The sequence below is a fragment of the Archangium sp. genome, from assembly GCF_036277355.1.
GTDB lineage: Bacteria > Myxococcota > Myxococcia > Myxococcales > Myxococcaceae > Archangium.
Genome location: NZ_DASUNC010000037.1, coordinates 118,939 through 142,107 on the forward strand (window position 1 = coordinate 118,939; position 23,169 = coordinate 142,107).

18 protein-coding genes and 1 pseudogene are annotated in these 23,169 nt (G+C 70.3%); 13 read left to right on the forward strand and 6 right to left on the reverse strand.

Annotated features, from left to right (window positions below; all coding sequences use genetic code 11):
- Window positions 1-100 precede the first annotated feature (100 nt).
- Window positions 101-940 (forward strand): class II glutamine amidotransferase, encoded by an 840-nt coding sequence (locus VFZ09_RS09420; RefSeq protein ID WP_329727175.1) that lies wholly within the window; start codon window positions 101-103, stop codon window positions 938-940.
- A gap of 8 nt (window positions 941-948) precedes the next feature.
- Here the strand turns inward: VFZ09_RS09420 and mrtX are convergent, their stop codons facing one another.
- Complete coding sequence (gene mrtX, locus VFZ09_RS09425; protein ID WP_329727176.1) at window positions 949-1,671, reverse strand: myxosortase MrtX; 723 nt, start codon at window positions 1,669-1,671, stop codon at window positions 949-951.
- Window positions 1,668-2,270 (reverse strand): serine protease, encoded by a 603-nt coding sequence (locus VFZ09_RS09430; RefSeq protein WP_329727177.1) that lies wholly within the window; start codon window positions 2,268-2,270, stop codon window positions 1,668-1,670. Before VFZ09_RS09430 ends, mrtX begins: the two co-directional genes overlap by 4 nt.
- A gap of 254 nt (window positions 2,271-2,524) precedes the next feature.
- Here VFZ09_RS09430 and VFZ09_RS09435 point away from each other — a divergent pair, with 254 nt between their 5' ends.
- Window positions 2,525-4,258, forward strand: a complete 1,734-nt coding sequence (locus VFZ09_RS09435; RefSeq protein ID WP_329727178.1) for a Tox-REase-5 domain-containing protein — start codon at window positions 2,525-2,527, stop codon at window positions 4,256-4,258.
- A 15-nt stretch (window positions 4,259-4,273) separates the two neighbouring features.
- A complete protein-coding gene (locus tag VFZ09_RS09440) occupies window positions 4,274-4,984 on the forward strand; it encodes an immunity 52 family protein (RefSeq protein ID WP_329727179.1) in 711 nt (236 codons plus the stop codon).
- A 25-nt stretch (window positions 4,985-5,009) separates the two neighbouring features.
- Here VFZ09_RS09440 and polX read toward each other — a convergent pair whose 3' ends face one another.
- Window positions 5,010-6,767, reverse strand: a complete 1,758-nt coding sequence (gene polX / locus VFZ09_RS09445) for a DNA polymerase/3'-5' exonuclease PolX (protein WP_414640686.1) — start codon at window positions 6,765-6,767, stop codon at window positions 5,010-5,012.
- 126 nt (window positions 6,768-6,893) lie between these two features.
- On the opposite strand from polX, the gene VFZ09_RS09450 reads away from it, so the two are divergent.
- Window positions 6,894-7,211: a Rieske (2Fe-2S) protein gene (locus tag VFZ09_RS09450; RefSeq protein ID WP_329727181.1), complete on the forward strand. Its 318-nt coding sequence runs from the start codon at window positions 6,894-6,896 to the stop codon at window positions 7,209-7,211.
- A gap of 172 nt (window positions 7,212-7,383) precedes the next feature.
- Window positions 7,384-7,851, forward strand: coding sequence for a MogA/MoaB family molybdenum cofactor biosynthesis protein (locus VFZ09_RS09455; protein ID WP_047862654.1), 468 nt, complete (start codon window positions 7,384-7,386; stop codon window positions 7,849-7,851).
- Between the two features lie 66 nt (window positions 7,852-7,917).
- Here the strand turns inward: VFZ09_RS09455 and VFZ09_RS09460 are convergent, their stop codons facing one another.
- Window positions 7,918-9,681: an NAD-binding protein gene (locus VFZ09_RS09460; RefSeq protein WP_329727182.1), complete on the reverse strand. Its 1,764-nt coding sequence runs from the start codon at window positions 9,679-9,681 to the stop codon at window positions 7,918-7,920.
- 131 nt (window positions 9,682-9,812) lie between these two features.
- Here VFZ09_RS09460 and VFZ09_RS09465 point away from each other — a divergent pair, with 131 nt between their 5' ends.
- The 4 genes and pseudogenes from VFZ09_RS09465 to VFZ09_RS09480 all read left to right on the forward strand — a co-directional run bounded on the left by VFZ09_RS09465 (window position 9,813) and on the right by VFZ09_RS09480 (window position 15,890).
- Complete coding sequence (locus VFZ09_RS09465; RefSeq protein ID WP_329727183.1) at window positions 9,813-12,023, forward strand: DUF4139 domain-containing protein; 2,211 nt, start codon at window positions 9,813-9,815, stop codon at window positions 12,021-12,023.
- Window position 12,024: 1 nt separating this feature from the next.
- The gene (locus tag VFZ09_RS09470) at window positions 12,025-13,644 is read left to right on the forward strand and encodes a mucoidy inhibitor MuiA family protein (RefSeq protein ID WP_414640685.1); all 1,620 of its coding nucleotides are present in this window, start codon (window positions 12,025-12,027) and stop codon (window positions 13,642-13,644) included.
- Window positions 13,645-14,646, forward strand: a pseudogene (locus VFZ09_RS09475) (glycoside hydrolase family 6 protein); the annotation flags it as partial.
- Between the two features lie 218 nt (window positions 14,647-14,864).
- Window positions 14,865-15,890 (forward strand): ribonuclease T2 family protein, encoded by a 1,026-nt coding sequence (locus VFZ09_RS09480; protein WP_329727184.1) that lies wholly within the window; start codon window positions 14,865-14,867, stop codon window positions 15,888-15,890.
- 96 nt (window positions 15,891-15,986) lie between these two features.
- On the opposite strand, the gene VFZ09_RS09485 is transcribed toward VFZ09_RS09480, so the two are convergent.
- Window positions 15,987-17,951, reverse strand: coding sequence for a hypothetical protein (locus tag VFZ09_RS09485; protein WP_329727185.1), 1,965 nt, complete (start codon window positions 17,949-17,951; stop codon window positions 15,987-15,989).
- Between the two features lie 250 nt (window positions 17,952-18,201).
- Between VFZ09_RS09485 and VFZ09_RS09490 the strand changes: the two genes are divergently transcribed.
- The 3 genes from VFZ09_RS09490 to holA all read left to right on the forward strand — a co-directional run bounded on the left by VFZ09_RS09490 (window position 18,202) and on the right by holA (window position 21,630).
- Window positions 18,202-19,131, forward strand: a complete 930-nt coding sequence (locus tag VFZ09_RS09490) for a TIGR02757 family protein (RefSeq protein ID WP_329727186.1) — start codon at window positions 18,202-18,204, stop codon at window positions 19,129-19,131.
- Window positions 19,132-19,288: 157 nt separating this feature from the next.
- The gene (gene holB, locus VFZ09_RS09495; RefSeq protein ID WP_329727187.1) at window positions 19,289-20,317 is read left to right on the forward strand and encodes a DNA polymerase III subunit delta'; all 1,029 of its coding nucleotides are present in this window, start codon (window positions 19,289-19,291) and stop codon (window positions 20,315-20,317) included.
- The gene (gene holA / locus VFZ09_RS09500) at window positions 20,314-21,630 is read left to right on the forward strand and encodes a DNA polymerase III subunit delta (RefSeq protein WP_329727188.1); all 1,317 of its coding nucleotides are present in this window, start codon (window positions 20,314-20,316) and stop codon (window positions 21,628-21,630) included. The genes holB and holA overlap by 4 nt, the downstream gene beginning before the upstream one ends.
- On the opposite strand, the gene VFZ09_RS09505 is transcribed toward holA, so the two are convergent.
- Window positions 21,590-22,144, reverse strand: coding sequence for an Lrp/AsnC family transcriptional regulator (locus tag VFZ09_RS09505; RefSeq protein ID WP_329727189.1), 555 nt, complete (start codon window positions 22,142-22,144; stop codon window positions 21,590-21,592). The two genes, holA and VFZ09_RS09505, sit on opposite strands and share 41 nt — an antisense overlap.
- A 166-nt stretch (window positions 22,145-22,310) precedes the next feature.
- On the opposite strand from VFZ09_RS09505, the gene VFZ09_RS09510 reads away from it, so the two are divergent.
- Window positions 22,311-23,168, forward strand: a complete 858-nt coding sequence (locus VFZ09_RS09510; RefSeq protein ID WP_329727190.1) for an alpha/beta hydrolase — start codon at window positions 22,311-22,313, stop codon at window positions 23,166-23,168.
- The last annotated feature ends 1 nt before the right edge of the window (window position 23,169 follow it).

Consider the following 23,169-nt stretch of genomic DNA (forward strand, 5'->3'; position numbering starts at 1 on the left):
GTCCTTTCAAGGGGTTGGCTGGGGTATCGGCGGGGGGCAACCCGGGTTGAGGGGCCTGGAGGGCGTCATTATCTATAGAGGCACCAAGGGGGTTTTCCGCATGTCCGTCGCGCTGGCTGTCCTGACGTCCGACCCGAACCTGGTGCGGTGCGAGCTGCATCGGCTGGAGGGGCAGGTGGCGCTCCAGGGGGAGGAGGGGCGGTCCAACGCCGTGGGCATCGGCGCCTACGCGCAGGATGACGTCCTGCTGCGCCGCTTCCCCCGGGACGCGGACCTGACCCTGGAATCGCTCGCTTCGCGGCACGAGACGGAGGCGCTCCTGTTCCACGGGCGGCGGTTGCCGGTGGGGCTGTCGCTGGAGGAGAACACCCAGCCGTTCCGCTCGCGGCGCTGGCTGTTCGCGCACCAGGGGCAGGTGGAGGACTTCGCCCGCCTCCGGGCCGGGCTGCTGGACGAGGTGCCGGACTTCCTCAAGCGCCAGGTGCGCGGGGAGACGGACAGCGAGGTGGCCTTCGCGCTCTTCCTCAAGCGGCTGTGGGAGACGGGGCACGGGGATGACCCGAGGCTCCCGGCGGAGGTGGCCGGCCGGCTGCTGGCGGACACGGCGAGGAGCCTGTCGCAGGCCTCGGCCCGGGCGGGCGCCGCGCGCACCTCCACGGTGAACCTCTTCGCCACCAATGGGTACGTCCTGGTGGCCACGCGCCTGGGTGGCCAGCCGGTGTACTACTCGCGCCTGGAGGGCACGGACCGCTGCGAGGTGTGCGGCCTCACGCCCGACATGCCGGACACCCTGCAGGCCATGGGGGCGCACCGGCGCCGGCGCTCGGTGGTGGTGGCCACGCACCTCAAGCGCCCGGCGGGCTGGGTGGAGCTGGCCGAGGGCACCACGCTGACGGTGGAGGCGGACCTGCGGGTGCGCCACCTTCCGTCCGCCTCCTGACGCCCGGGTCAGAAGCCGAAGAAGGACACCTCGAGGAAGCGCACGAAGAGGTTGGCGGCGGCGTGGAAGAGGGCGGCGCCCACCACGCTGCCGGTGCGCTCGCGCATCCAGCCGAAGAGCAGGGCGGGGAAGAAGACGGACAGGCGCCACACCTGGAAGATGGCCAGGTGGCCCAGCGCGAAGAGCAGCGCCGTCAGCCAGAAGGCGGGGCCCAGCCGCACGCCGAGCAAGCGCCGCCCGTGCGGCCAGGCGTCGCGCAGGCGGGCCTGCATGTAGCCCCGGTAGAAGAACTCCTCGGGCAGGGCCACCACGAAGAGCTGATCCACCACCCACTCGGCGAAGCGGGGCGGCAGCCGCGGGGTGAAGTGCGCCGAGCCCCGGAAGGGCGCCAGCAGGCGCGCCAGCTCCGCGGGCAGGTGTTGCAGCACCTCCGTCCACAGGACGAAGGCCCCGAAGAAGAGGGGGAACACCACCGCGCTCATGACGAGGAAGAGGCGCACGTCCTGGCGCCAGGTGCGCAGGGAGAGGCCGTAGTCGCGGTAGTCCTCGCCGCGCCAGCGCATGGGGATGAGCGGCAGGTAGAGGAAGCCCACCGTGGCCACCAGCTTGGGCACGCCGGAGCCTCCGAAGAGGAGGAAGGAGACGATGATGCCCAGGAAGCCGAGGCCCCACAGGCCCAGCACCTCCTGCACGGCGGTGGGGCGCCAGGGCGTGGCCGCGGAGACGCTCACGGGCGGGCCACCTTCGTGGCGAGCTGCTGCCGGACGACGTCCAGCGACAGGGCCCGGCAGCCGCGTCCCTTGCGCTGGACGGACACGGCGACGAGCCGGCCCGTCTCGTCATAGAGGGGACTGCCGGGGGGCAGCGCCAGGTCCACGTCGACGAAGGGCGCGGGCGCCTTGCGCGCGAGGGCCGAGGCCGGCGTGTCCTTGCGCTTGCCCCTGCCGGGGATGATGCCGATGAGCCACTTGCCGGTGAGGTCTCCGGTGTTGGGCTTCACGGCCGCGGCGGGGTAGGTGCCGGCGGGGGCGGCGACGACGGCCACCTTCAGGTACGCGTTGGCGAGCACCACCGTGGCCGGCAGCGTCCGCCCCCCGTACTCCACCTGCGCGGCATCCAGGTTGACGTGGCGCACGGAGGTGAGCACCTGGCCCTCGGTGCCCACGATGATGCCGAGGCCGGCGGCCCGGGAGCCTCGCACCCGGACGACGGATTGTTCGTACTGGGCGAGCGCCCGCTGGAGATCGGCGCGCGAGGGGCGCTCCGGCTCCGAGGCGGAGACCCGGGTGGCGAGCAGGACGAGGACGAGCGGGAGCAGTCGGCGCGGCAAGGCGCCGCGAGCCTAGAGCATCCAGGGGGGGCCAGGCGAGGTGACCACCACAAGTTGGGAGGGTGCGCGCCCTTCTGCCGGTGGGGCACGAAACCGCTCTGGCGGGCTTGAGTGGTAGACGTCTACCACTGGTGTGTGTTAATGTGGGTAAGCTGTGGTGTGACTGGTAGACGTCTACCACTGCAACGATGTCGACCCTGCGCAACGCACCGCGTTCTCGCAGATGCCGCCCTGGATTTTGGACACGCCCACTCATGCCGCTGCGTTCTTCTGACGCCTCCTTCCGCGCGAGGGAGCGCTGCGCCTGGGGAGTGCTCATGCTGGCCCTGTGGGTGCTGAGCGGATGCACCACGGGTGCGTCTCCGGCCGGGCTGCTGGCGAGCCCACGCCCCCATCGCATGACGCCTTCCTTGCGTACGGAGGCAAGCCGGAGCGCCGCACAGCCAGAGGACTCCCCCACGCTCGACGAGGACGACGACCCGGAAGACGGCGTCGAGGAGGAACTCGGCGTCCCGATAGTGACGGCGGACGCACCTGGGGACGTGTCCGGCTCGCGGGGGCGCCGCCCGAGGCGGGAGGAGGACGCGCCGCTGGAGGACGAAGGTGGGGTCCCGGTGGGTTGGCCCGATGGTGTGGGGGACGGCCGCCCTGCCCCGGTGCCCTTCAGCCTGGACTACTTCCGGGGCCTGCTGCACCAGGTGGGCGTACCCGAGGAGGTGATGCTGAGTGACGGGAGCACCCTGTCTCCCGAGCAGGCGGTACAACTGTTGGCGCACCTGCTGGAGGCGGAGGCGGGGTTGGGGGAGTTTCCCCGCCAGCGCATGGCGGCGCACCTGCTGCTGGAGGTGGCCACGGGCGCGGGTCCGGTGACGCGGGAGGAGTTGCACGCGCGCATGGACCGCTTCCACCGGTTGAGGGTGGTGCGGCCGGACGGCTACCTGGTGCGGGCGGTGACGGGCGAGGCCGTGCAGCGTGCGGGGGAAGTGCGGCTGGAACCGGACGGCACGCTGCGGGCGGGCCGCTACGAGGTGGGCCCCTTCTACGCGGTGGAGGACGGGCAGCTGTGGCCGGTGGACTCGGGGCTGGAGGTGCCCCGGGGTGCGAAGCCTCTGGGCCCCTATGTGCCGGATGACGGGGTGGTGCTGCCAGCGCTGGAAGGAGCGGGGCTGGCGCTGGGGGACATGCTCGAGGGGCTGTGCCGGCTCGTCTTCCACCCGGGCGAGAGCCTGGAGAGCCTGACGCAACTGCCGGGAGCGGTGCGCGTGCTCTTCCAGAATGCGCCCGAGTATTGGGAGACCTTCCGCCAGAGGCCGCGGGGCGAGCAGGTGCGTGAGATGTCGCGGCTGCTGGCCAACGCGCTGCTGACGGTGGGCACCTCGGGGGCGGGGGCGGTGAAGGCGGTGGGGTGGGGCGAGAAGCTCGGCCGGCTGTCGGTGCCCCTGCTGACGCTGACGAAGAAGGGCGAACTGGTGCTGCGGCTGGTGGCGGTGCCCGGGCGGGCCGTGACGGTGGCGGGCCAGGGAGTGAGCGTCGCCTGGGGCCTGCACCTGGCCAAGGTGGGCTCGGGCCAAGGTGGCGGCTGGGTGCCGCCGGTGGGGGGACCGGGGCAGTGGGTGCCCAAGAACGAGCGGATGTCGCCACGCTCACGTGCCTTCCAGCACAAGGTGACGAAAGCGCCCGCGGGCTGGGTGTACCGGGTATGGCGCAATGGCGAGAAGGCGGACTTCGACGGCTTCGACCTGGACCAGCGCATCCTGACGGAGACCAAGGGCCTGGGCTACGACAAGCACTTCGATGCCGACCTCAATGCCAGGAAGTATTTCCGAGGCGCCAGGCGGCTCGTCAGGCAGGCCCAGCGGCAACTCCGGGTGGCCAAGGGTGTCCGCATTCGTTGGCACGTCGCCGAGGCCAGAATGGTGGACATTCTCAAGAGATTGTTCAAGCAGGAACGAGTCGAAGGTATAGAGGTGGTCCACACGCCACCCTAGTTCTGTACGATAGACATGAGAGAGACCTATTACACCGGGGCTTATTGGCCGGCGCGTCGCGAGTCTGCTGAGCAGTGCGCACGACGCGCGGAGACCTTCTTTCGTCTCCTCTCGGATTGTGACTCCCTCTTCACGAATTGGTTCGAGCAGGCGAACTCAATCAAAAAAGCGCTGCAACTCCAGTTCGAGCCCACCTACGAGACGTTCCTGCGATTCTTCATGAGCAGGAAATACAATGAGGGGGCGTTTGGGTTCAGCTTCGGTGCTTGGACGGGGCACAAGGAGGATGGGCAGGGTGGGATGGTGGCGCTCAGTTGTGGCTCTGCTGTGACTCCCCCTCCAAACAATTGTCTTCTCCACCTGCCCGCGGAGGAACCAGGTGCCGAGCATGTACTCACCACGCAAGTCCTGATTCAGGTGCTTCGCGCGATGGTCCTGGCCTGGGAGCCAGCTGATGGTGGAGTCTTCTCGAAAGCCTACCAGGATCTGAGAGATGAGCCCGCGAGCAAGCCCTACACTGGTTGGCTCATGTATCTCTCACGCAACCGTGGGGAGGTGCCGCCTCTACCAGAGCCCGTGCGCGTCGAATCCGTAGAAGACAAGGGGACCCTCATCATCCTCACCCCGGAGCGCTTCACCGTGGGCAACCCGGCGCACATCGCCCTGGCCGACGAGGTGCGCACGTTGCTGGAGCGGGCGGGGTTGTTGACCGGGTACAACCCGTAGGGCCGCCCGCTGCCTCAGGCCCTCCTCAGGCGGCTCGCAGTTTGCGGAGGGTGGAGACGAACTGCTCGGCGGGGAGGGTGTTGAGGAGGTCCTCCTTCCGCGCCCAGCCCCGGCGCGCGGTGGCCACGGCGAAGGCCAGGTTGCCCAGGTCCGACACCTTGTGCGCATCGCAGCTCGCCACCAGCTTCACCCCGCGCTGGAGCGCCATGCGCACGTGCTCCGTCTTCAGGTCCAACCGCTCCGGCTTGCCGTTGACCTCCACCACCACGCCCCGCTCGGCGGCCTTGTCGAGCACCGCCTCCATGCGCACGGGGTAGGGCTCGCGGCTGTGGATGAGCCGCCCGGTGGGGTGTCCGAGGATGTGCAGGTGCGGATTGTCGAAGGCCGCCAGCAGCCGGCGCGTCATCTGCTCCTCGTCCATGCTGTGCCGTACGTGGACGGAGCCGATGACCACCTCCAGCTTCTCCAGCACCCCGTCCGAGTAGTCCAGGGCGCCGCTCTCCAGGATGTCCACCTCGATGCCCTTGAGCAGCCGGAGGCCCTTCACCGTCTCGTTGACGCGGTCGATCTCGTCCCACTGGCGGCGCAGGTCATCCTCCTTGAGGCCTCCGGCGTAGATGGCCGCCTGGCTGTGCTCGGTGACGGTGAGGAACTTCAGCCCCAACGCCTGCGCCGCGCGCGCCATCTCCTCCAGCGAGTTCTTCCCGTCCGACCAGGTGCTGTGCGCGTGCACGGCACCCTGCAGGTCCTCGAGCGTGACCAGGTTCGTGGGCAGCCGGCCCTCGAGCGCGGCCTCGATCTCCCCGGTGTCCTCGCGCAGCTCGGGCGGGACGTACTGCATGCCGAGCAGCGCGTAGAGCGCGGCCTCGTCCGGCACGCTCAGCTTGGTGCCATCGGCGCGGTGCACGCCCCACTCGGAGATCTTCAGCCCCTTGTCATGGGCAATGCCCCGCAGCCGCACGTGGTGGGCCTTGGAGCCGGTGAAGTGGTGCAGGGCGGTGGCGAAGTCCTCGTCCGGCAGGACGCGCAGGTCCACCTGGAGATCCTTCTCGTGCAACCGCACCGAGCACTTGCTCTCGCCCCGGCCGATGATGTGGGCCACCTCGGGGGCACGGGCGAAGGCGTCGAACACCGCGTTGGCATCCGGCGCCGAGGCGATGAGGTCCACGTCTCCCACCGTCTCCGCGCGGCGGCGCAGGCTGCCTCCCACGCTCGCGCGGATGACGCCAGGCGTGGCCTTGATGGACTCGAGCAGCCGCTCGGCCACGGGCATCACGTCTCCCAGCAGCCGCCGGGACGTCCGGGTCCGCCGGTACAGCTCCACGCCCGCGAGGATCTTCGCCTCGCTCTTCTCCCCGAAACCCGAGAGCTTCCGCACCCGGCCCTCGCGGCAGGCCTTCTCCAGTGCGTCCACCCCGTCCACGCCCAGCTGGCGCGCCAGGGCCAGGGCCTTCTTCGGGCCCAGATCCGGCACCTGGACGAGCTCCAGGACCCCGGGGGGGAACTCGGCGCGCAGCGTGTCGTAGTAGGCGAGCTTACCGGTGGTGAGCAGCTCGGAGACCTTGTCGGCGATCGCCTGGCCGATCCCCGGCAGCTCTTTCAGGCGGCCTTCGCGCACGAGCGCCCCCAAGTCGTCGGAGAGCCCGGCGATGCGGTCGGCGGCGGTGTCGTATGCGCGGCTGCGGAACGGGTTCTCCCCCTTCATCTGGAGGAGGAGCGAGATGTCCCGGAGGACCTGGACCACGGCGGCTTTATCGGGAGGCGTCACAGGGGGGAAGGTAATGCCCTTGGAACGGGGGTGCAGGCGAGCGGAAACGTGAGGTTCACATACAAGCACTCCCCGCCCGGCCCCGGCCGGGATACAAGGGCTCGGGTCGTTCATTCCAGTGAGCCACGAGAGACGGAGTCGATGAAGATCAAGCTCGGACCGGCGGACTTCGCCGAAAAGGAGATGCGGGGCTACGAGGTGGGCAAGCGCAGCCTGTGCGTGGCCAGGATCAACGGGCGCTACAAGGGGCTCGATGACTGGTGCAACCACGCGGGCTGTCTGCTCTCCGGGGGCCGCCTGGAGGGGAACATGGTCGTCTGCCCCTGCCACGAGGTCGGCTTCGACATGGACACCGGCAAGAACGAGACCTCGCCGGGCGTGTGCGATGACCAGCCCACCGTGAAGGTCGAGATCGCCGAAGGGCAGTTGGTCGTCGAGTTGCCCGACCAGGACGTGTAGGAGGCTCGCCATGGGACACGAGGGACACGATCACGACCATGACCACGGGCATGGTCACGGGCATCACCATCACCCCCACGGGCACGAGCATGGCCACGACCACGGCCATGACCACTCCCACGGACACGAGCACGGCTCCGGGCCGGTGGCGGAGCACAAGGCGCACGCGCCGGTGCACGTGAGCACGTTCGTGGTGACGTGCTCGGACAGCCGCGACGAGTCGAAGGACGAGAGCGGGCGGGTGCTGCGCGAGCTGCTGGAGGCCGAGGGCCATTCGGTGAGCGGCTACCGCGTCATCAAGGACGAGCCCGAGTCCATCCGCGCCATGCTGAAGGAGGCGCAGGAGTCCGGTGCGCGGGCCGTCATCTTCAACGGCGGAACGGGCATCGGCCGCCGGGACAGCACGGTGGAGACGCTGCAGGGCCTCTTCGAGAAGACACTGCCCGGCTTCGGCGAGCTGTTCCGGATGCTGTCCTTCCAGGAGATCGGCAGCGCGGCGATGATGTCGCGGGCCACCGCGGGGACGTACCAGGGGATGATCCTCTTCTCGCTCCCGGGCTCGCCGAAGGCGGTGCGGCTCGCGCTGCGCAAGCTCATCCTCCCCGAGCTGGGTCACGCGGTGCGTGAGCTGACGCGCTGAGCCACGGACTTCCGGCCGGGCCTCGCGGGCCTTCCTCTCCGCGCGAGGTCTGGCCGGTCCGCTGCGTCATCCCGCGCGCCGCGGCCTCGCTTCCTCCGAGTCCTCCCGGACGAGGCGCTGGCCGATGAGCGCGAGCAGCTCGGGAATCTGCCGGATCGCGGCCCGGTCGTTGTCCCGGTACGTCTCCTCGAGCTCGGCCCACGGAACGATGCACGGGTGCGTCTTCGCCACGTCATCTCGAGGGCCCTTGCGCCACCCATCGAGCAGGTACCGCGCGCACCAGCGGTCGTGCTCCATGCGCGCCAACAGCTCCACCTCGTCGGGGGTGAAGGCGAACCCTTCCGTGCTCGATGAGGCGGGTTCGAGCCCGCACCCCACGGCTCGCAGCTTGACGGGGATGTGGTCCGCCTGTTGACGGTTCGACTCGCGGAAGAACTCGTCGAGCTCGGGCCACTCCCTCAGGGAGGCACGCGCCCCCAGGACTTCTCCCTCCGCCAGCTTGCGCCGCAGGTAGTCCGTGTGCGCCGTGCGCGCGAGCAGATCCAACGTCTCGCCCAGGATGCTCTCGCGGTTGCACAGCCGGTCGATCATCCCGAAGACGCTGATCCGTCCGTTCCAGCGGCCCTCGCCCGCGCCCTGCACCAGGGCCGACATCCCCGCCTCGTGCGACATGCGCACCCGCACCGGCACCCGCCGTCCGCGCAGCCGCTCCACCAGCGTCAGTCCACAGGCTAGGCCGCGGCGGTCGTCGTCGAAGCACACCACGATGTCCAGGAGCCGGTGCGGATCCTGTCCCCACGCCTCCAGGCGCGTGAGCACCTCGGCGTACTCCACGTCGCCCTCGAGCACGTCCAGGTCCGCCACCTCGGTGAACCCCGGGCACCTGCCGAGGAACCGCTGCCGCCGCTCCTCGGCCTTCCGGTCGACGATCGTCACCCGCAGGCGGGAGCCGTTGGCCAGGTGCGTCAGGCGGGCGGCCTGCAGCGCCACGCTTTCTCCCATCTGCCCGAACCCCACCACGCACAGGTGCACGAAGCGCGGGTCTCCAGGCCCCACCCGCTCCCGGTCCAGCGGGTGGTCGCGCAGCAGCACACGGGCCGCCGCCTCGTGGATGTTGAAGGGCTGGGCCTCCACTGGCTCCGGGCCCGTCAGCACCTTCGAGGCGCGGATGAGCCCGCACAGCTGGAGATCTCCCACGTGGGCGAGGACACGCAGGGGCGTGGTGCGTCCGGGGGCCTGCTCTCGCACGAGCCGGCGCGCGGCGAGGGCTGTCTCGATGTTCGCGCCATCATCGCCGGTGACCGCGAACAGGAGCGCGGCCTGGGCCACGCGGGCCTGACGGAGGATGGCCTCGTCGGCCGCCGCGCTCAGCAGCACGAGCGCGCCCGACTCCCGCGCCGCGAGCAGGGAGTCGTTCTCCTCGTCCTTCTCGATGATGACGACCCGCTCGCCCCGGGACAGCAGGTCCTGGGCGAGTTGGTGCCCCTTGCGCCCCAGGCCGCACACCACCACATGGCCGGAGAGCCGGCGCAGCCTCAGCCGCTCGAGCTCGCCCGCGAAGAGCACGGAGCCGGCGCGCAGCACCGCGTAGAAGGACACGGCCGCGGAGGACCAGCGGGCCACGTCGAGCGTCCAGGGCGTCCTGCCCGGCAGCACCTGGAGCTGCAGCACGAAGAGCTGCACCGACTGGTAGAGCAGGTCCGAGGCACCGAAGAGGGGATCTCCCAGGTAGTCGCGGAGCCCCACCACACCCAGGCCGAGGGTGGAGAGCACCCACGCCACGACCATTCCGGGCTCATGATCGCGGAGGAAGGCAAGGAGACGTCGCATGTGCCCGCGAGTCTACCTCGCCCGCCGGAGCGGAAGGAGCGGGTGGGAAGCAGCCAGGGGAACGTCCTGGAGCCTTGCTCGGTCGAGGAGCCGCGTTCTAGCGTGCCGCGCAACGTATTTCGGGAGGGTGCATGTCCATCGTGGAGTCCCGCCTCGACACCGTGACGCTCTACCATCAGGGCGCGCGGGTAACCCGGTTGCTCTCGCTGGACTGTCCCGGGGGCAAGCCGCCCACGGTGCTGGAGATCCCCCGGCTGCCGCTGTCCCTGTTCGACGCCACCGTGCGCGTGCGCGTGCTGTCCACGGACAATCCCCAGGCGGACCTTTCCGCCACCAACGTGCGCGTGGGGTTGTGGATCCCTCCCCGGGAAGCCCCCCTGGACACGGTGGACGAGGCCGCGCTGCGCTCCCTGCGCCAGCAGGTGCGGACCGTGGAGAGCCAGCTGCGGCAGCTCGATTGGGAGATGTCCATCCTCGCCGGCATCCCCGTGCCGGAGCGTCCGGAGCCGGAGGAGGGCAAGCCCCCGCCGCCCGCTCCCCTGGGCGCACGGCTCGCCCTGGAGCAGTTCTCCCAGGACGGGGTGCAGTCCCGCCTCGTGGAGGCGCGTGCCCTGCGCGAGCAGCTCCGCAAGCTGAGGGAGGACGTGGCCGACCTCGAGGCCCGGATGGCGAGGGCCTCCACCGCGCGCGAGGTGACCGCGCGGGAGCTCCACAAGTCCGTCCACGTGCAGCTGCGCCACGCAGGCGGCGAGCTCCGGCGCGCGGAGCTCTCCCTCGAGTATTTCATCCCCGGCGCCCGCTGGGTTCCCTCCTACCAGTGCCGCCTGTCGCGGGACTGCCGGCAGGCGGAGCTGGTCACGCGTGCCCTCATCTGCCAGGACTCGGGAGAGGACTGGCGCGGCGTGAAGCTGGTGCTCTCCACCGCCGCCCCCATGAGCTGGACGGAGCTGCCGGAGCTGTCCTCCATCCGCATCGGCCGCGCCCAGCCTCCGTTGCCCGCTCGCGCCGGTTTCCGCCCGCCCCCGAAGGGCGCCACCGCGCTCTTCTCCGACTATGACCGCGACCGCCAGTCCTTGACCGTCCAGGCGCCGTTCATGCCGTCGTACTCGCCGCCCGCGCTGGCGGCCCCCTCGGATCTGGAGGAGGGCGTCGTCTTCGGCGGAGTGAGTGACGTCATCGAGCAACGCGAGGAGCGGAGGCGGAGCAAGAAGGTCTCGCGCCCGAGCCTCGACGCACTGGACGATGACATGGTCATGGCCGAGAGGTCGGCCGTGTACAGCGAGGTCTCCGCGGATGAGGGGGAGGTGGCGGCGATGGACGAGCCGGCCTACCCCATGGCACCTCCGCCGGCTCCCGCGCCCATGGCCGCCCGCCCTGCTCCCGCGCGCTCCAAGGGCGTGTCGCGCGGGGGTCCGGGGGGTCCCGCGAGCGGTGGTGGGGGCCCCTCGCAGGCCGGCCTGGAGGCGGTGGTCTTCACCCACCTGCGGCTCTCTTCGCCGGCCGATAGCATGCGCAACCGGCTCCAGCCCGTCGACGCGCGGCGCTTCTATCTGGAGTCGCTGTCCCGGTTCCAGGTGGAGGTGAATTTCGATGTCATGTCCGCGGTGGAGGAGGCCGAGCGGCGTGCCCTCGCCGCGGCCCACCAGGGGCTTCCGGCCGGCACCTCGGACGTCCGGGCGGCCAGTGGCCACTTCGACTTCAGCTACACGGCCGATGCCACGGTGGACGTCCCGTCCGACAACACCTTCCACTCCGTGGCCGTGGGCACGCGCACCGGCGAGTCCAGTGTCCTCTACGTGGCCGTCCCGCGCGAGGACAGCAACGTCTACCGCCAGGCGCAGGTGACGAACCCGCTGTCCGCTCCCATGCTGCCGGGCCCGGCCGAGGTCTACGTGGGCGGCGAGTATGTGCTCTCCACCACGCTGCCCTCGGTGCCCCCGCGTGGCGAGTTCAAGCTGGGCCTGGGCGTGGAGCAGGCCATCCGCTGCGCGCGCAACACCCGCTTCAGCGAGGCCCGCAGCGGCGAGAAGATCGTCGCGACGACGGAGCTGTGGCACGACATCCTCATCGACCTCGTCAACAACCTGGACCGGGAGATCGTCTGCGAGGTCCGCGAGCGCATTCCCCAGCCCGCGCCGAACGCGGAGGTGGTGGTCGAGGAGAGCACCGTCACCCCCGCGTGGGAGCCCTATGCGCAGGAGGAGCGTGGCAGTGTGCTCGAGGGAGGACGCCGCTGGCGCCTCACCGTCCCCGCCAACGGGACGAGCAAGCTGTCCGCCCGGTACGTGGTGAAGCTGTATGCCAACAACGAGCTCAACGGCGGCAACCGCCGGGAGGCCTGACATGAGCACGGCCATCCAGACCCTGGGTGTGGAGCGCTACGAGCCCGCCTTCCCCGAGGCGGCTCCCGTCCTGGACGCGCCGGTGCGCGTCGTGACGTTGCTGGAGGATCGGGCGCAGGTGACTCGCGGCGGCACGGTGCGCGTGCGCGCGGGGCAGAACCGCGTCGTGGTCCAGGGCGTGGCTCCGGTGATGCAGGACGTGTCCCTGCGCGCCGAGGTCATCTCCGGACGGGCCCGTGTGGCGGACGTGCGCGTCCGCCGCAGCCTGCGCATCCGGATGGCGGACAAGCCCGAGGCGGCGCGGGTGCTCGAGGAGCGCATCGAGGCCCTGCGGCGCGAGCGCGAGCAGGTGCTGGAGGACCAGGCCCGCGCCCGTGCTCGCTTCGATCGCGTCCAGCGGATGCTGGTGCTCGGCGCCTCGGAGATTCCCGAGGACGCGGGGTGGGGCATGGGTGCCGCGGCCCAGTGGCAGGACACGTTCGATTCCCTGTTCCGCAAGGCCCGCCAGCTGCGCGAGGCGGCGCTGAAGGCCACCTTCACCGCGGAGCGGCTGGCCGAGGAGATCGCCGCCGTGACGCGCCAGCGTCAGGCGATGGCTCGCGTGGACCAGCAGGTGGTGGGCTGGCTGGAGGTGGACGTGCTCGCCGAGGCCGAGGGCGAGGTGGAGGTCCGCATCCACTACGTGGTGCCCAACGCCCTGTGGCGGCCGCTGCACTCGGCGCGCCTGCTGGAGGGGAAGCGGATCCTCTTCGCCTCGTCCGCCGCGGTCTGGCAGGACACCGGCGAGGACTGGAAGGAGGCGGAGCTGCGCTTCTCCACGGCGCGCTCCTCGCTGGGCATCGAGCCGCCCCTGCTGCAGGCGGACCTGCTCACCGTGAAGAAGAAGAGCGAGACGGTGGTGGTGCAGGCCCGGCAGGTCCAGGTGCAGAAGGCCGGACTGGGCAGTTCGCCTGCCTCGGGCGGGGCCGCTCCGGCGGCACCCTCCGCCCTGGATCTGCCCGGCGTGGATGATGGCGGGGAGACGCGCAACCTGAGGGCGCCCGGACGGAACACCATCGTCTCGGATGGGAGGCCCCACATCATTCCGCTCTTCACCTTCGAGGCCGAGGCGGAGTCGTCGCTCGTGGCCTTCCCGGAGCTGGAGACGCAGGTGTTCCTGCGGGCGGTGGCGCGCAACACCTCGCCCAACCCGGTGCTGGCGGGGCCGGTGGAGCTGCTGCAGGAGAACGGCTTCGTGGGCTGGACCCAGACGCTGTTCGTGGCGCCCCAGGAGAAGTTCGAGCTGAGCTTCGGCCCGGAGGAGTCCATCCGCATCCAGCGCGAGGCGAAGCGGGAGAGCGAGCTCCACCCGGTGAGCAAGTGGAACGAGACCACGATGCGGCTCACCCTCTACCTCTCCAACCTGTCGGGGAGCGCGCGCTCCGTGGCGGTCTCCGAGCGCCTGCCCGTGTCGGAGATCGAGCACGTGAAGGTGGAGTTGGACCGCGAGAAGACCAGCGGCGTGCCGGTGCTCGACGAGAACGGCTTCTGCACATGGAAGGTCGAGCTGCCCGCCAACGGTCATGCCCGGCTGCACCTGGTGTTCAAGGTCTCCACGGCACCGGGCGTGCAGAGCGCCTGAGTCGAGAACGGCCTGTGGCGGCTCGACGCCGCCAGCGGCACCACCAACGCCTGGGGCGCGATGGCTGGACAGAGTGGACTCCCGCTGGTGAGCGGCCAGACGTACACCCTGTCCTTCACCGCCTCCGCCTCGGCGAGCGTGAGCATCCTCACCACGGTGCAACTGGACAGCGCCCCCTACACGGCCACCCTGAGCAAGCAGGTCGCGCTCGACGGCACGTCGCGGCGCTATTCGTTCCCCTTCACCTCGTCCGTGAGCTCCGCTCAGGGGCAGGTGACCTTCCAGTTGGGCGGCCGTGGTGCCCTTACCGTCCGGCTCGACGACATCTCGCTCACCCTGGTGGCCTACAACATCCCCGGCCGTGACTGCGGCAGTCACTCGGGCGGCGGCGCGGGCTCTCCCGATGCCTACCGCTCGTGGATCTCCGCTTTCGTCTCGGGCCTCGGTGCCCGTCCCGCCATCGTGCTCATCGAGCCGGATGCACTGGCCCAACTCGACTGCCTGCCGAGCGACTGGGACCGGCAGACCCGGTTGGATCTGCTGCGCTACGCCACCGAGCAACTGCGCGATCGCGCGCCCAACACGTGGGCCTACATGGACGGAGGCAACGCGCGGTGGATTGCACCCGACACCATGGCGCAGCGGCTGCAGTCGGCCGGGGTGGGCAACATCCGGGGCTTCGTGGCCAACGTCTCCAACTTCTACACCACGTCCGAGACGGTCACCTACGGCAACGCGGTCAACGCCGCCCTGTCCAGCCGCTACGGCTACACCCGGCCCTTCGCGGTGGACACCAGCCGCAACGGCAATGGCTCCAACGGGGAGTGGTGCAACCCGGCCGGACGCAAGCTGGGGACTCCGACGCAGGCGGGCGGTGGCGCGGAGTTGCTGCTGTGGGTGAAGGTCCCCGGCGACTCGGATGGCCAGTGCGGCATCGCCCCGGGGACGCCCGCGGGCCAGTTCGACCCGGAGCTCGCCTGGCGGCTCATCCACGGCACCTGAGCCGGCTCAGGAAACGTTCCGCGCGACGTGAACGGCGGTCACTCGAACCGGAACGTGTAACTCCGTCATCTGGGACCCACCCTCCAGGGCGATGTCTCCTGCCCTGAGGGTGGGTCCCGTTGTCATGCCATGAGCACGAGGGGAGTACCGGGAGGGCATTGTTGACACACTCCTGTCGAAGCCACCTTGACGTACATCTCGTCGTGGAGGGTCTTCATATGGCAACCAGGCATTTCTTCCCTCGTCGAATCCTGGCCCTGTTGGCCATCTCGTTCTCGGCCCATGCGTTCGCTTCCGTGAGGGCCGCCGGCACCTTCGAGGCCGTGCGCTCCTGTGAGGCCTTCAAGTCCTTCAAGAAGGGCACCAATCCCGGGTTCGTCCGGCTGGAGCCGGGACAGAGCTATGCCATCGAGGAGCTCAACGAGCAGAACTGGGATTGGATACGCGTCAACGTCCCGGACGTGCGGGAGCCGAGCCGGTGGGTGTCCAAGGAATGCGGCGTGGTCCAGCTCGTTCCAGGGGAAACCGGTCCGTCCGGGCCCGGTGTCAAACCGCCCCAGCAAGAGACACCCGGCGGGCGGGCCCAGTGCCACACCGCCAACACCTACGACAGCAACGTGCTCTCCATGAGCTGGCAGCCCGGCTTCTGCGAACACGCCAGCTTCCACGGAACGAAACCGGAGTGCCAGGCGCTCCAGAGCGGTGAGCTCTCCATCTCGCACCTCACGATCCATGGGCTGTGGCCCAACAAGAAGTCCTGTGGAACCCGCTACGGAGACTGCCGGCAGGTTCCGCTCTCGCTCTCCGAGGACACCCTGGCGGAGGTGGGGCCGTGGATGCCGAACCTCATGTTCGGGACGGATTTCGCCACCCATGAATGGGACAAGCACGGCACCTGTCAGGCCCGGCAGGATGATGAGTATTTCCTCACCATCAAGCAGTTGACCGAGCTCGTCGATCGTTCCGCGATCGGTGAGTTCATCCGCTCCAACATCGGCAAGGAGATGAGCGTGAGCGACTTCTTCGCCGACGTGCGGCGTGAGCTCGGCCCCGACGTGGAGCAGCGGATTCAGTTGCTGTGCGCGGGAGGGCGGTTCCTGCAGGAGGTTCGGCTGAGCCTGCCGCGGGACATCGTTCCCAGCCCGGACATCGCCAAGATGACGCAGGGCGCGCCGCGGATGGGCTCGAAAACGAGCAACTGCAACACCGACACCATCTACATCGAGCGCTCGGGCAAGGACTGAGGGGACGCCCGGCGCGAGCGCGGGGAGAGAGGGAGCGCCAGGCTTCGTCACGGTGCCTGGCGCCCCGGATGTCTCCAGAGCGCGCTCGCCTCGGCGCTACGGCGTTGGCCGAGGCTGGCGCAGGATGGCCCCCTGCGCCCCCGAGACCCACAGCTCCCTGCCCACCGGCGTCACGCCGTAGAGGTCCAGGGTGGTGGGGAGGGCCATGCGCCGCCACGAGGCGCCGTCCCAGTGCAGCAGCGCCCCTCCCGTGCCCACGGCGTACACCTCGCTCGTGCAGCGGCCCGTGACCGCCAGCAGGCGCTCGATGCCCTGGAGCGCGTCGCTCGACACCTCGCTCCAGTCCTTTCCATCCCAGTGGAAGAGGCCCGCCGTGTCGCCCTTGCGGCCCACGGCCCACATGTCACGGCGCCAGGAGCCCCACAACGCGGACGCGGTGAAGCCGGGCGTCGGGTGCTCCTGCCAGCCCTCGCCGTCCCAGTGCAGCAGCTTCCCGGTGCCGGCCACCCACGTGTCCTTCGGGCCGTGGGTCCACACGGCGAACAGCTCGCCCTGGCCCTCGAGCGCGATGCGCCACGCCTGGCCCTCCCACGCCCAGACGCGCTGCTGGTCCATCGCCCAGACGTTGTCCCGCGCGCTGGCGTGGACACGGGTCCTCCAGGGCTCCGGGTCTCCGGGGAGCAGGCCCTGCAACGGTTGGATGCCCGTGCCGGAGACCGTGAACTGGGGGGAGCTGACGGTGCGGCGGGGGGGCGGGATCAGGTGCGCATGCCAGGTGCCCTCGGACGTCGCCCACGTCGACGCGGCCACGTCGACGCGGGACGGCCCGCCCGGGTTGGCCCAGACCACGGCCCCATCGGGGCTGGCCGAGAGCTCCACGAAGTACGCCTCACGAACCGAGGGGGTGCTGGGACTGTAGGCCGCGGGAAGGCCGCGCAGCTGGCGCTGGTCCCGCCAGGCGCTTCCGTCCCAGCGCAGGATGGCTCCCTCGTCCCCCACGGCCCAGAGGTCGGACGGGCCCGACCCACCGGTGGTGTGCACGTTCCACAGCGAGGAGGTGCGCCGGGTCGACGTGTCCGTCCTGGGCTCCTCGAGGGTCGTCCACGTGCTGCCATCCCAGTGAAGGATCTGCTTGGACGCCATGCTCGGGGCCCAGGTCTGGTAGACGAAGACCCAGGCGTCGTTGGCGCCGCCCACCCAGAGGCCCGAGTAGGTGCTGATGCCCGAGCTGGGGGGCGGCGGGATGCGCTCCTCGCTCCAGGCTCCGTCCTTCCAGAAGTAGGACTCAGGTTGGGCGCCGAAGGTCACCCACCGCCCGGAGTTCCGCTCCCACATGCCCACGGGAGTCGTGGTGGCGGCGACCTCGGAAGGCACGGCCTGGGCCGCACAGCCCGTGGGCGTGCAGCGCAGCAGCCCGGCATCCTCGACACCGACCCACACGTCATCGGCCGATAGGACCGACACGCCCCTCAGGTTCGCCGAGGTGCCGCTGGGCACCAGGGCCCACGCGCTGCCGTTCCAGCGCAACAGGCGCCCGCTCTTGCCCGCGGCCCACACCTCATGGGACGAAGCGCCCTCCACGGAGAGCAGGTCCACGGCGTCCCCGGGGGCCGGGACGGCCGTCCACGCGGAGCCATCGAAGTGCAGGAGCGTCCCCGCGTCGCCCACGGCCCAGAGGTCGGCCGGACTCGCGCCCCAGATGCCGCGGAGTGTCTGCGAGGTGGGCGTGGACTGCCACGTCCACTGGCCCTGCGGCGCCTGGTGCAGCACCGTGCCGGCCTGGCCCGCCATCCAGACCCCCCCGGTGGGGTGCGCCCAGACGGCATGGAGGTGGTGGCCCTGGGGCTCATGACTCACCCAGCACCAGCCATCGCGGCACGAGCCGGTGCCGGTGGTGGGGACCGCGGCGGGCAAGGGGAGTGCGTCGAGCTCCGCGGCCGTGGGACACGCGGGGGCCTTCTCGATGTCCGGGGCGGGCGGCTCCTCCCGCTTGCAGCCATTCGTCCAGGTGAGCAGGCACGCGAGCGCGAGCGCCGCGCGCGACAGGTAGGGTCGTGACATGGAGTTCCCTCGACTGCCAGGGACTGCCGGCCACTGCCCTGGTGGAGGCCGGACTGTCGCTGAAAATCCCCCAGAAGGGGAGGCGAAATCGGGCGGCCCATACCTCGCGGAGATGGTTGGCGGTGTCCGCGAAGGCCGCGGCCGCGGGCTGCCGGGGTGATCCCTCCAGGCCCCTCCTGGCCCCGGGGAGGGGTTCATGGATGAACTCCGTGGCGGAGTGCGTTGCTCCAGGCTACGGAGTGTCTGAACCATGCCCCCGAGAGCTCGAGGATCCACAGGGCTGAGCCCGCGAGACGCCGCTCGCCTGCGCCCCTGCCTGGATGCCTTCCTGGCGTCGACGGACAGCCGGGCGCGCATCGCGTTCGATCCGCTCGAGTTTCCCCACCGCTACCGCGACCCGAGGGACATCGAGGTGAGCGCGCTGCTGGCCGCGGCCCTGGCGTACGGGCGCGCGGACCTGTTCCGGCCCAAGGTGGATGCTCTGCTCGCGCGCATGGGCCCGTCCCCGGCCGCCTTCGTGCGCGCGCTGGATGTGGCCGGGGCGCGCGAGCTGCTCTCGGGCTTCGTCTACCGCTTCAACGTGGGCACGGACGTGGCGGTGCTGCTGCTGGGCATGGGCCGGGCCCTGCGTGAGCTCGGGAGCCTGGAGGCGCTCTTCGTCCAGGGGCTGGAGGCCCGGGGCTCCTGGCATGGCGCGCTGGATGCGTTCACCTCCGCTCTGCGGGACGTGCCCATGGAGCCCCTGCGCGAGGCGCTCGGGCCCGAGCGCGGGTTGCAGCACCTGTTGCCCTCGCCCCTCGGAGCCGGCGCGGCCAAGCGGCTCAATCTGTTCCTCCGGTGGATGGTGCGCGGCCCGGATGGCGTGGACCTCGGCATCTGGACGCGGGTGAGCCCCTCGGCGCTGCTCATCCCGCTGGATACGCATATTGGACGGATCTCGAAGCACCTGGGGCTGACCCGCCGCAATGACCTGAGCTGGCGCACCGCCGAGGAGGTGACGGCCTCCCTGCGCGCCCTGGATGCCTCGGACCCCGTGCGCTTCGACTTCGCGCTGTGTCACTACGGCATGAGCGGCGTGTGCCCCACGAAGCCCATTCCGGAGAATTGCTCCCGGTGCAAGTTGCTCCCCGCGTGTTCCGTGGGACAGAAGACCGTGAAGGCGCGGAGCCGCGTGAAGTGATGACCCTCACCCCAGCCCTCTCCCAGAGGGAGAGGGGGCACACACGGGGGCAACCCAAGGGGTCCGATACCCTCACCCCGACCCTCTCCCGGCGGGAGAGGGGAAGGCTACCTCCTGAGTGGTTGACGGGGACGCCGCGAGCGGGGATACACGCCCCATGACGTTGGCCTCGGTCGTCGGACAGCCTCGCGCCATCGACGCGCTCCTCGCGGCTCTGCGCGGCGGCTCCGTTCATCACGCCTATCTCTTCGCCGGCCCCGAGGGGGTCGGCAAGGAGCTCGCCGCCGTGGGGCTCGCCCAGGCCCTCACGTGCCCGGAGAAGCCCGATGAGGGCTGTGGCTCCTGCTCCAGCTGCACCCGCATCGCCAAGGGCGCCCACCCGGACGTCTCCTGGCTCATGCCCGATGCCCAGCGCGTCGAGCGTGGACTCGCGGGGCGCTCGGACATCCAGGGCACTCCCAGCCGGGAGATCCGCGTGGAGCAGATCCGCGGGCTGCTGGAGCGCATCACCCTGCGCGGGCTCGAGTCCAAGCGCAAGGTGGCCATCGTGGTGGATGCGCACATGATGAACCCGCAGGCGCAGAACGCCTTCCTCAAGACGCTCGAGGAGCCGCCCTCGGACACCACGCTCATCCTGCTGGCCTCGGCGCCGGACAAGATGCTGCCCACCATCCGCAGCCGCTGCAGCAAGGTGCACTTCGGCCCGCTGCCCGTGGCGCTCGTCGCCGAGCGGCTCCAGAAGGAGCGCAAGCTGGACGCCCAGACGGCGGAGCTCGCGGCGGTGATGGCGGGCGGCAGTCTGGGGCGCGCCCTGGCGTTGGACCTCGAGGCGCTCGCGGCGCGCAAGGACGTCATCAGTGGCTTCGAGGCCCTGAAGCCCGGCGAGGTGGGCGCCATGCTGCGCTGGGCCGAGACCTTTGGCGCCTCGCGCGAGGAGGCCGAGCAGGCGTTGTCCATCCTCTCCATGTGGACGCGGGACGTGTCGCTGGCGAAGGCGGGCGTGGAGCGGCTGGCCAACCAGGACATGCTGGAGCTGGCGCGGGAGGTGGCGGCGCGCACGCACGAGACGGTGCTGCACCGCCGGCACGCGCTGCTGGAGAAGACGAAGGCGACCATCGTGGAGCGCAACGCGGCGCCGAGGCTGCAGCTGGAGCGGATGCTCATCGAGCTGCTGGAGGGGCGATGAGCGCGGACATCGAGGACGTGCTGGACGAGGCGAAGGCCGGCAAGGTGGCGCCGCTCTACCTGTTGTCGGGCGAGGAGTACCTGGTGCGGCGGGGCGCGGACGAGCTGGTGAAGGTGCTGCTGCCGGACGCGTCGGCGGGGTTGAACTTCGCGGTGCTGGACGCGGGCTCGCCGCGCGAGGTGGCGCAGGAGCTGGCCACGTTGCCCCTCTTCCCCGGGCGCAAGGTGGTGCTGGTGCGCGATCCGGAGTTCCTCGCGCCGAAGAAGGGCCGCGGGGACGCGCTGGGCAAGGCGCGCGAGGCGTGGAAGGCGGGCAAGCGCAAGGAGGGCGCGCGGCGGCTGCTGGCGCTGGCGGCGCGGGCGGGGTGGGGCGTGGAGCAGCTCGATCCGGGGGCTTCGGGCGCGCCCTCGGTGGACCAGTGGAAGGACGAGCTGAACGTGGACCTCGCCGAGGCGGACCTGGTCTTCCTCAAGGAGGTGGCCACGTTCTGCCGCGAGGAGCGGATTTCGGCGCCCGAGGGTGACGCGAGCGCGCTGCTGGAGCTCTTCCAGAAGGGCGTGCCGCCGGGGCACGCGCTGGTGCTGGCGGCCTCGGAGGTGGACGCGAAGAATCCGCTGGTGAAGCTGGCGGCGGACAAGGGCCGCGTCGTCGAGCGCAAGGTGGCGGCGCGCCACAAGGACTTCGAGCTCGAGCCGCTCGCCGAGGAGTTTCTCCGGCCCTTCAAGAAGAAGCTGGGCAAGGGCGCGGCGGAGCAGCTCAAGGAGCGCATCGGCGGCAACGTGCGGCTCCTGCAGTCGGAGCTGGAGAAGCTGGCCACGTACGCGCAGGGCCCGGTGATCGAGGCCCAGGACGTGGCGCTGCTGGTGGCGCACACGCGCGAGGAGGAGTTCTTCGAGCTGTCCGAGGCGCTGCAGAACCGCAACTTCAAGGCGGCGCTGGACTACACGATGGACGCGATGGGACAGGGGGTGCACGGCCTGCAGCTGCTGGGCGCGGTGGCCTCCATCACGCGCGGCATGCTGGAGAACCACGAGCGGCTGGAGAAGTACGCGGGCGGCTCGCTGCCGCGCTCATACCCGGACTTCAAGTCGCGGGTGTTCCCCCGGGTCGAGGAGGAGGCCAAGGCGGCCAAGGGCAAGGCCCCGCACCCGTACGCGGCGTTCCTCGCGATGCAGGGGGCGGCGCGCTACAAGCGGCGCGAGCTGCTCGACGCGCTGGTGGCGTGCGCCGACGCGGACCTGGCGCTCAAGTCCTCCGCGAGCGGCAAGCTCGTCATCGAGCGGCTGCTCTGGACCGTTTGCGGGAGCGCCTGACGGGCTTTTCGCTGGGGGCCGCGCGCTGCCCGGCGCCCTGGGGCCCGTAGAGCGGCAGCCCGGGGCTGCGGACGTACTCGAAGATGAGCGACGTCTCCAGGTGGGCCACCTCGGGCCGCGTGGTGAAGGCGTCCATGCCCAGGTCCCTCAGGTGGTCCGCGTCCCGCACCGCCACGTGCACGAGGAAGTCGTTGGCTCCCGCCACGTGGTAGACGGCCAGCACCTGCGGCAGCGACAGCGCGTGGTGCCGGAACTCCTCCACCATCTCCCGCGAGTGCTGCCTCAGCCGCACGGCGATCATCGCCTGCAGCCCGATTCCCACCGCGCGCGGCTCCACCTCGGCGTGGAAGGACTTGAGCACGCCCGTCTCGCGCAGCCGCGTCACCCGCGCCAGACAGCTCGACTGCGCGAGCCCCACCTCCGCGGCCAGCTCCTTGTTCGACAGCCGCGCGTTCTTCTGCAGCGCCTCCAGGATGGCGAAGTCGATGGCGTCCAGGTTCGAGGTTCCTTCCATGTGGGGAAGCGTATTCCGGTCAGCGCGGGTTCACCCGGCCGAAGTGTCGAACTTGAACCTGCTCCGCGGAGTGAAATCCGTCCAACGGACAGAAAGAGGGGGCGGTTCCGGCGAGGTGGCCATCCTCCCTGGTGGGGACCGCGCTCAAGTGGTAGCGCATGATGTCATGCTCCACCGTGAAGACGTGTCTCTCCGGGCTTCGAAGCCCCTGGCCCACGACATCCTGTCCCGCAACAACGTCCAGGTGACGGGCCGGGGGACCCAGCCGATCCTCTTCGCTCACGGCTTCGGTTGTGATCAGCACATGTGGCGCTTCGTGGCCCCCGCCTTCGAGGCGGACTACCGGGTGGTCCTGTTCGACTACGTCGGCTCGGGCAAATCGGACCTCCACGCGTACAACCGCGAGCGGTACTCCAGTCTGAATGGCTACGCGGAGGACATCCTCGACATCTGCCGGGCGCTCGACCTGAGGGACATCATCTTCGTCGGGCACTCGGTGAGCAGCATGATCGGGCTGCTGGCCGCCATCCGCGAGCCCGAGCGTTTCCATCGTCTCGTCCTGGTGGCTCCCTCGCCCCGCTACCTCAACGAGGCCCCCGACTACGTGGGCGGCTTCGAGCGGCAGGACATCGAGGAGCTGCTGCAGACGATGGACAAGAACTACATCGGCTGGGCGAACTTCCTGGCGCCCAGGGTGATGAACCGGCCAGACCGGCCGGAGCTGAACCAGGAGCTGACGGAGAGCTTCTGCTCCACGGATCCGACCATTGCCCGGCGGTTCGCGGAGGTGACGTTCTTCTCCGACAACCGGAAGGATCTCCCCAAGCTGACCGTGCCCTCGCTCATCCTCCAGTGCTCGGAGGATTTGATCGCGCCCAGGCAGGTGGGCGATTACCTTCACAGGAACCTGGCGCGCAGCACGCTGCGGCTCACTCGTGCCACGGGTCACTGTCCGCACATGAGTGCTCCCGAGGAGACCACCTCCCTCATCAAGGACTACCTGGGTCAGGGCTCCATGTCCTGAC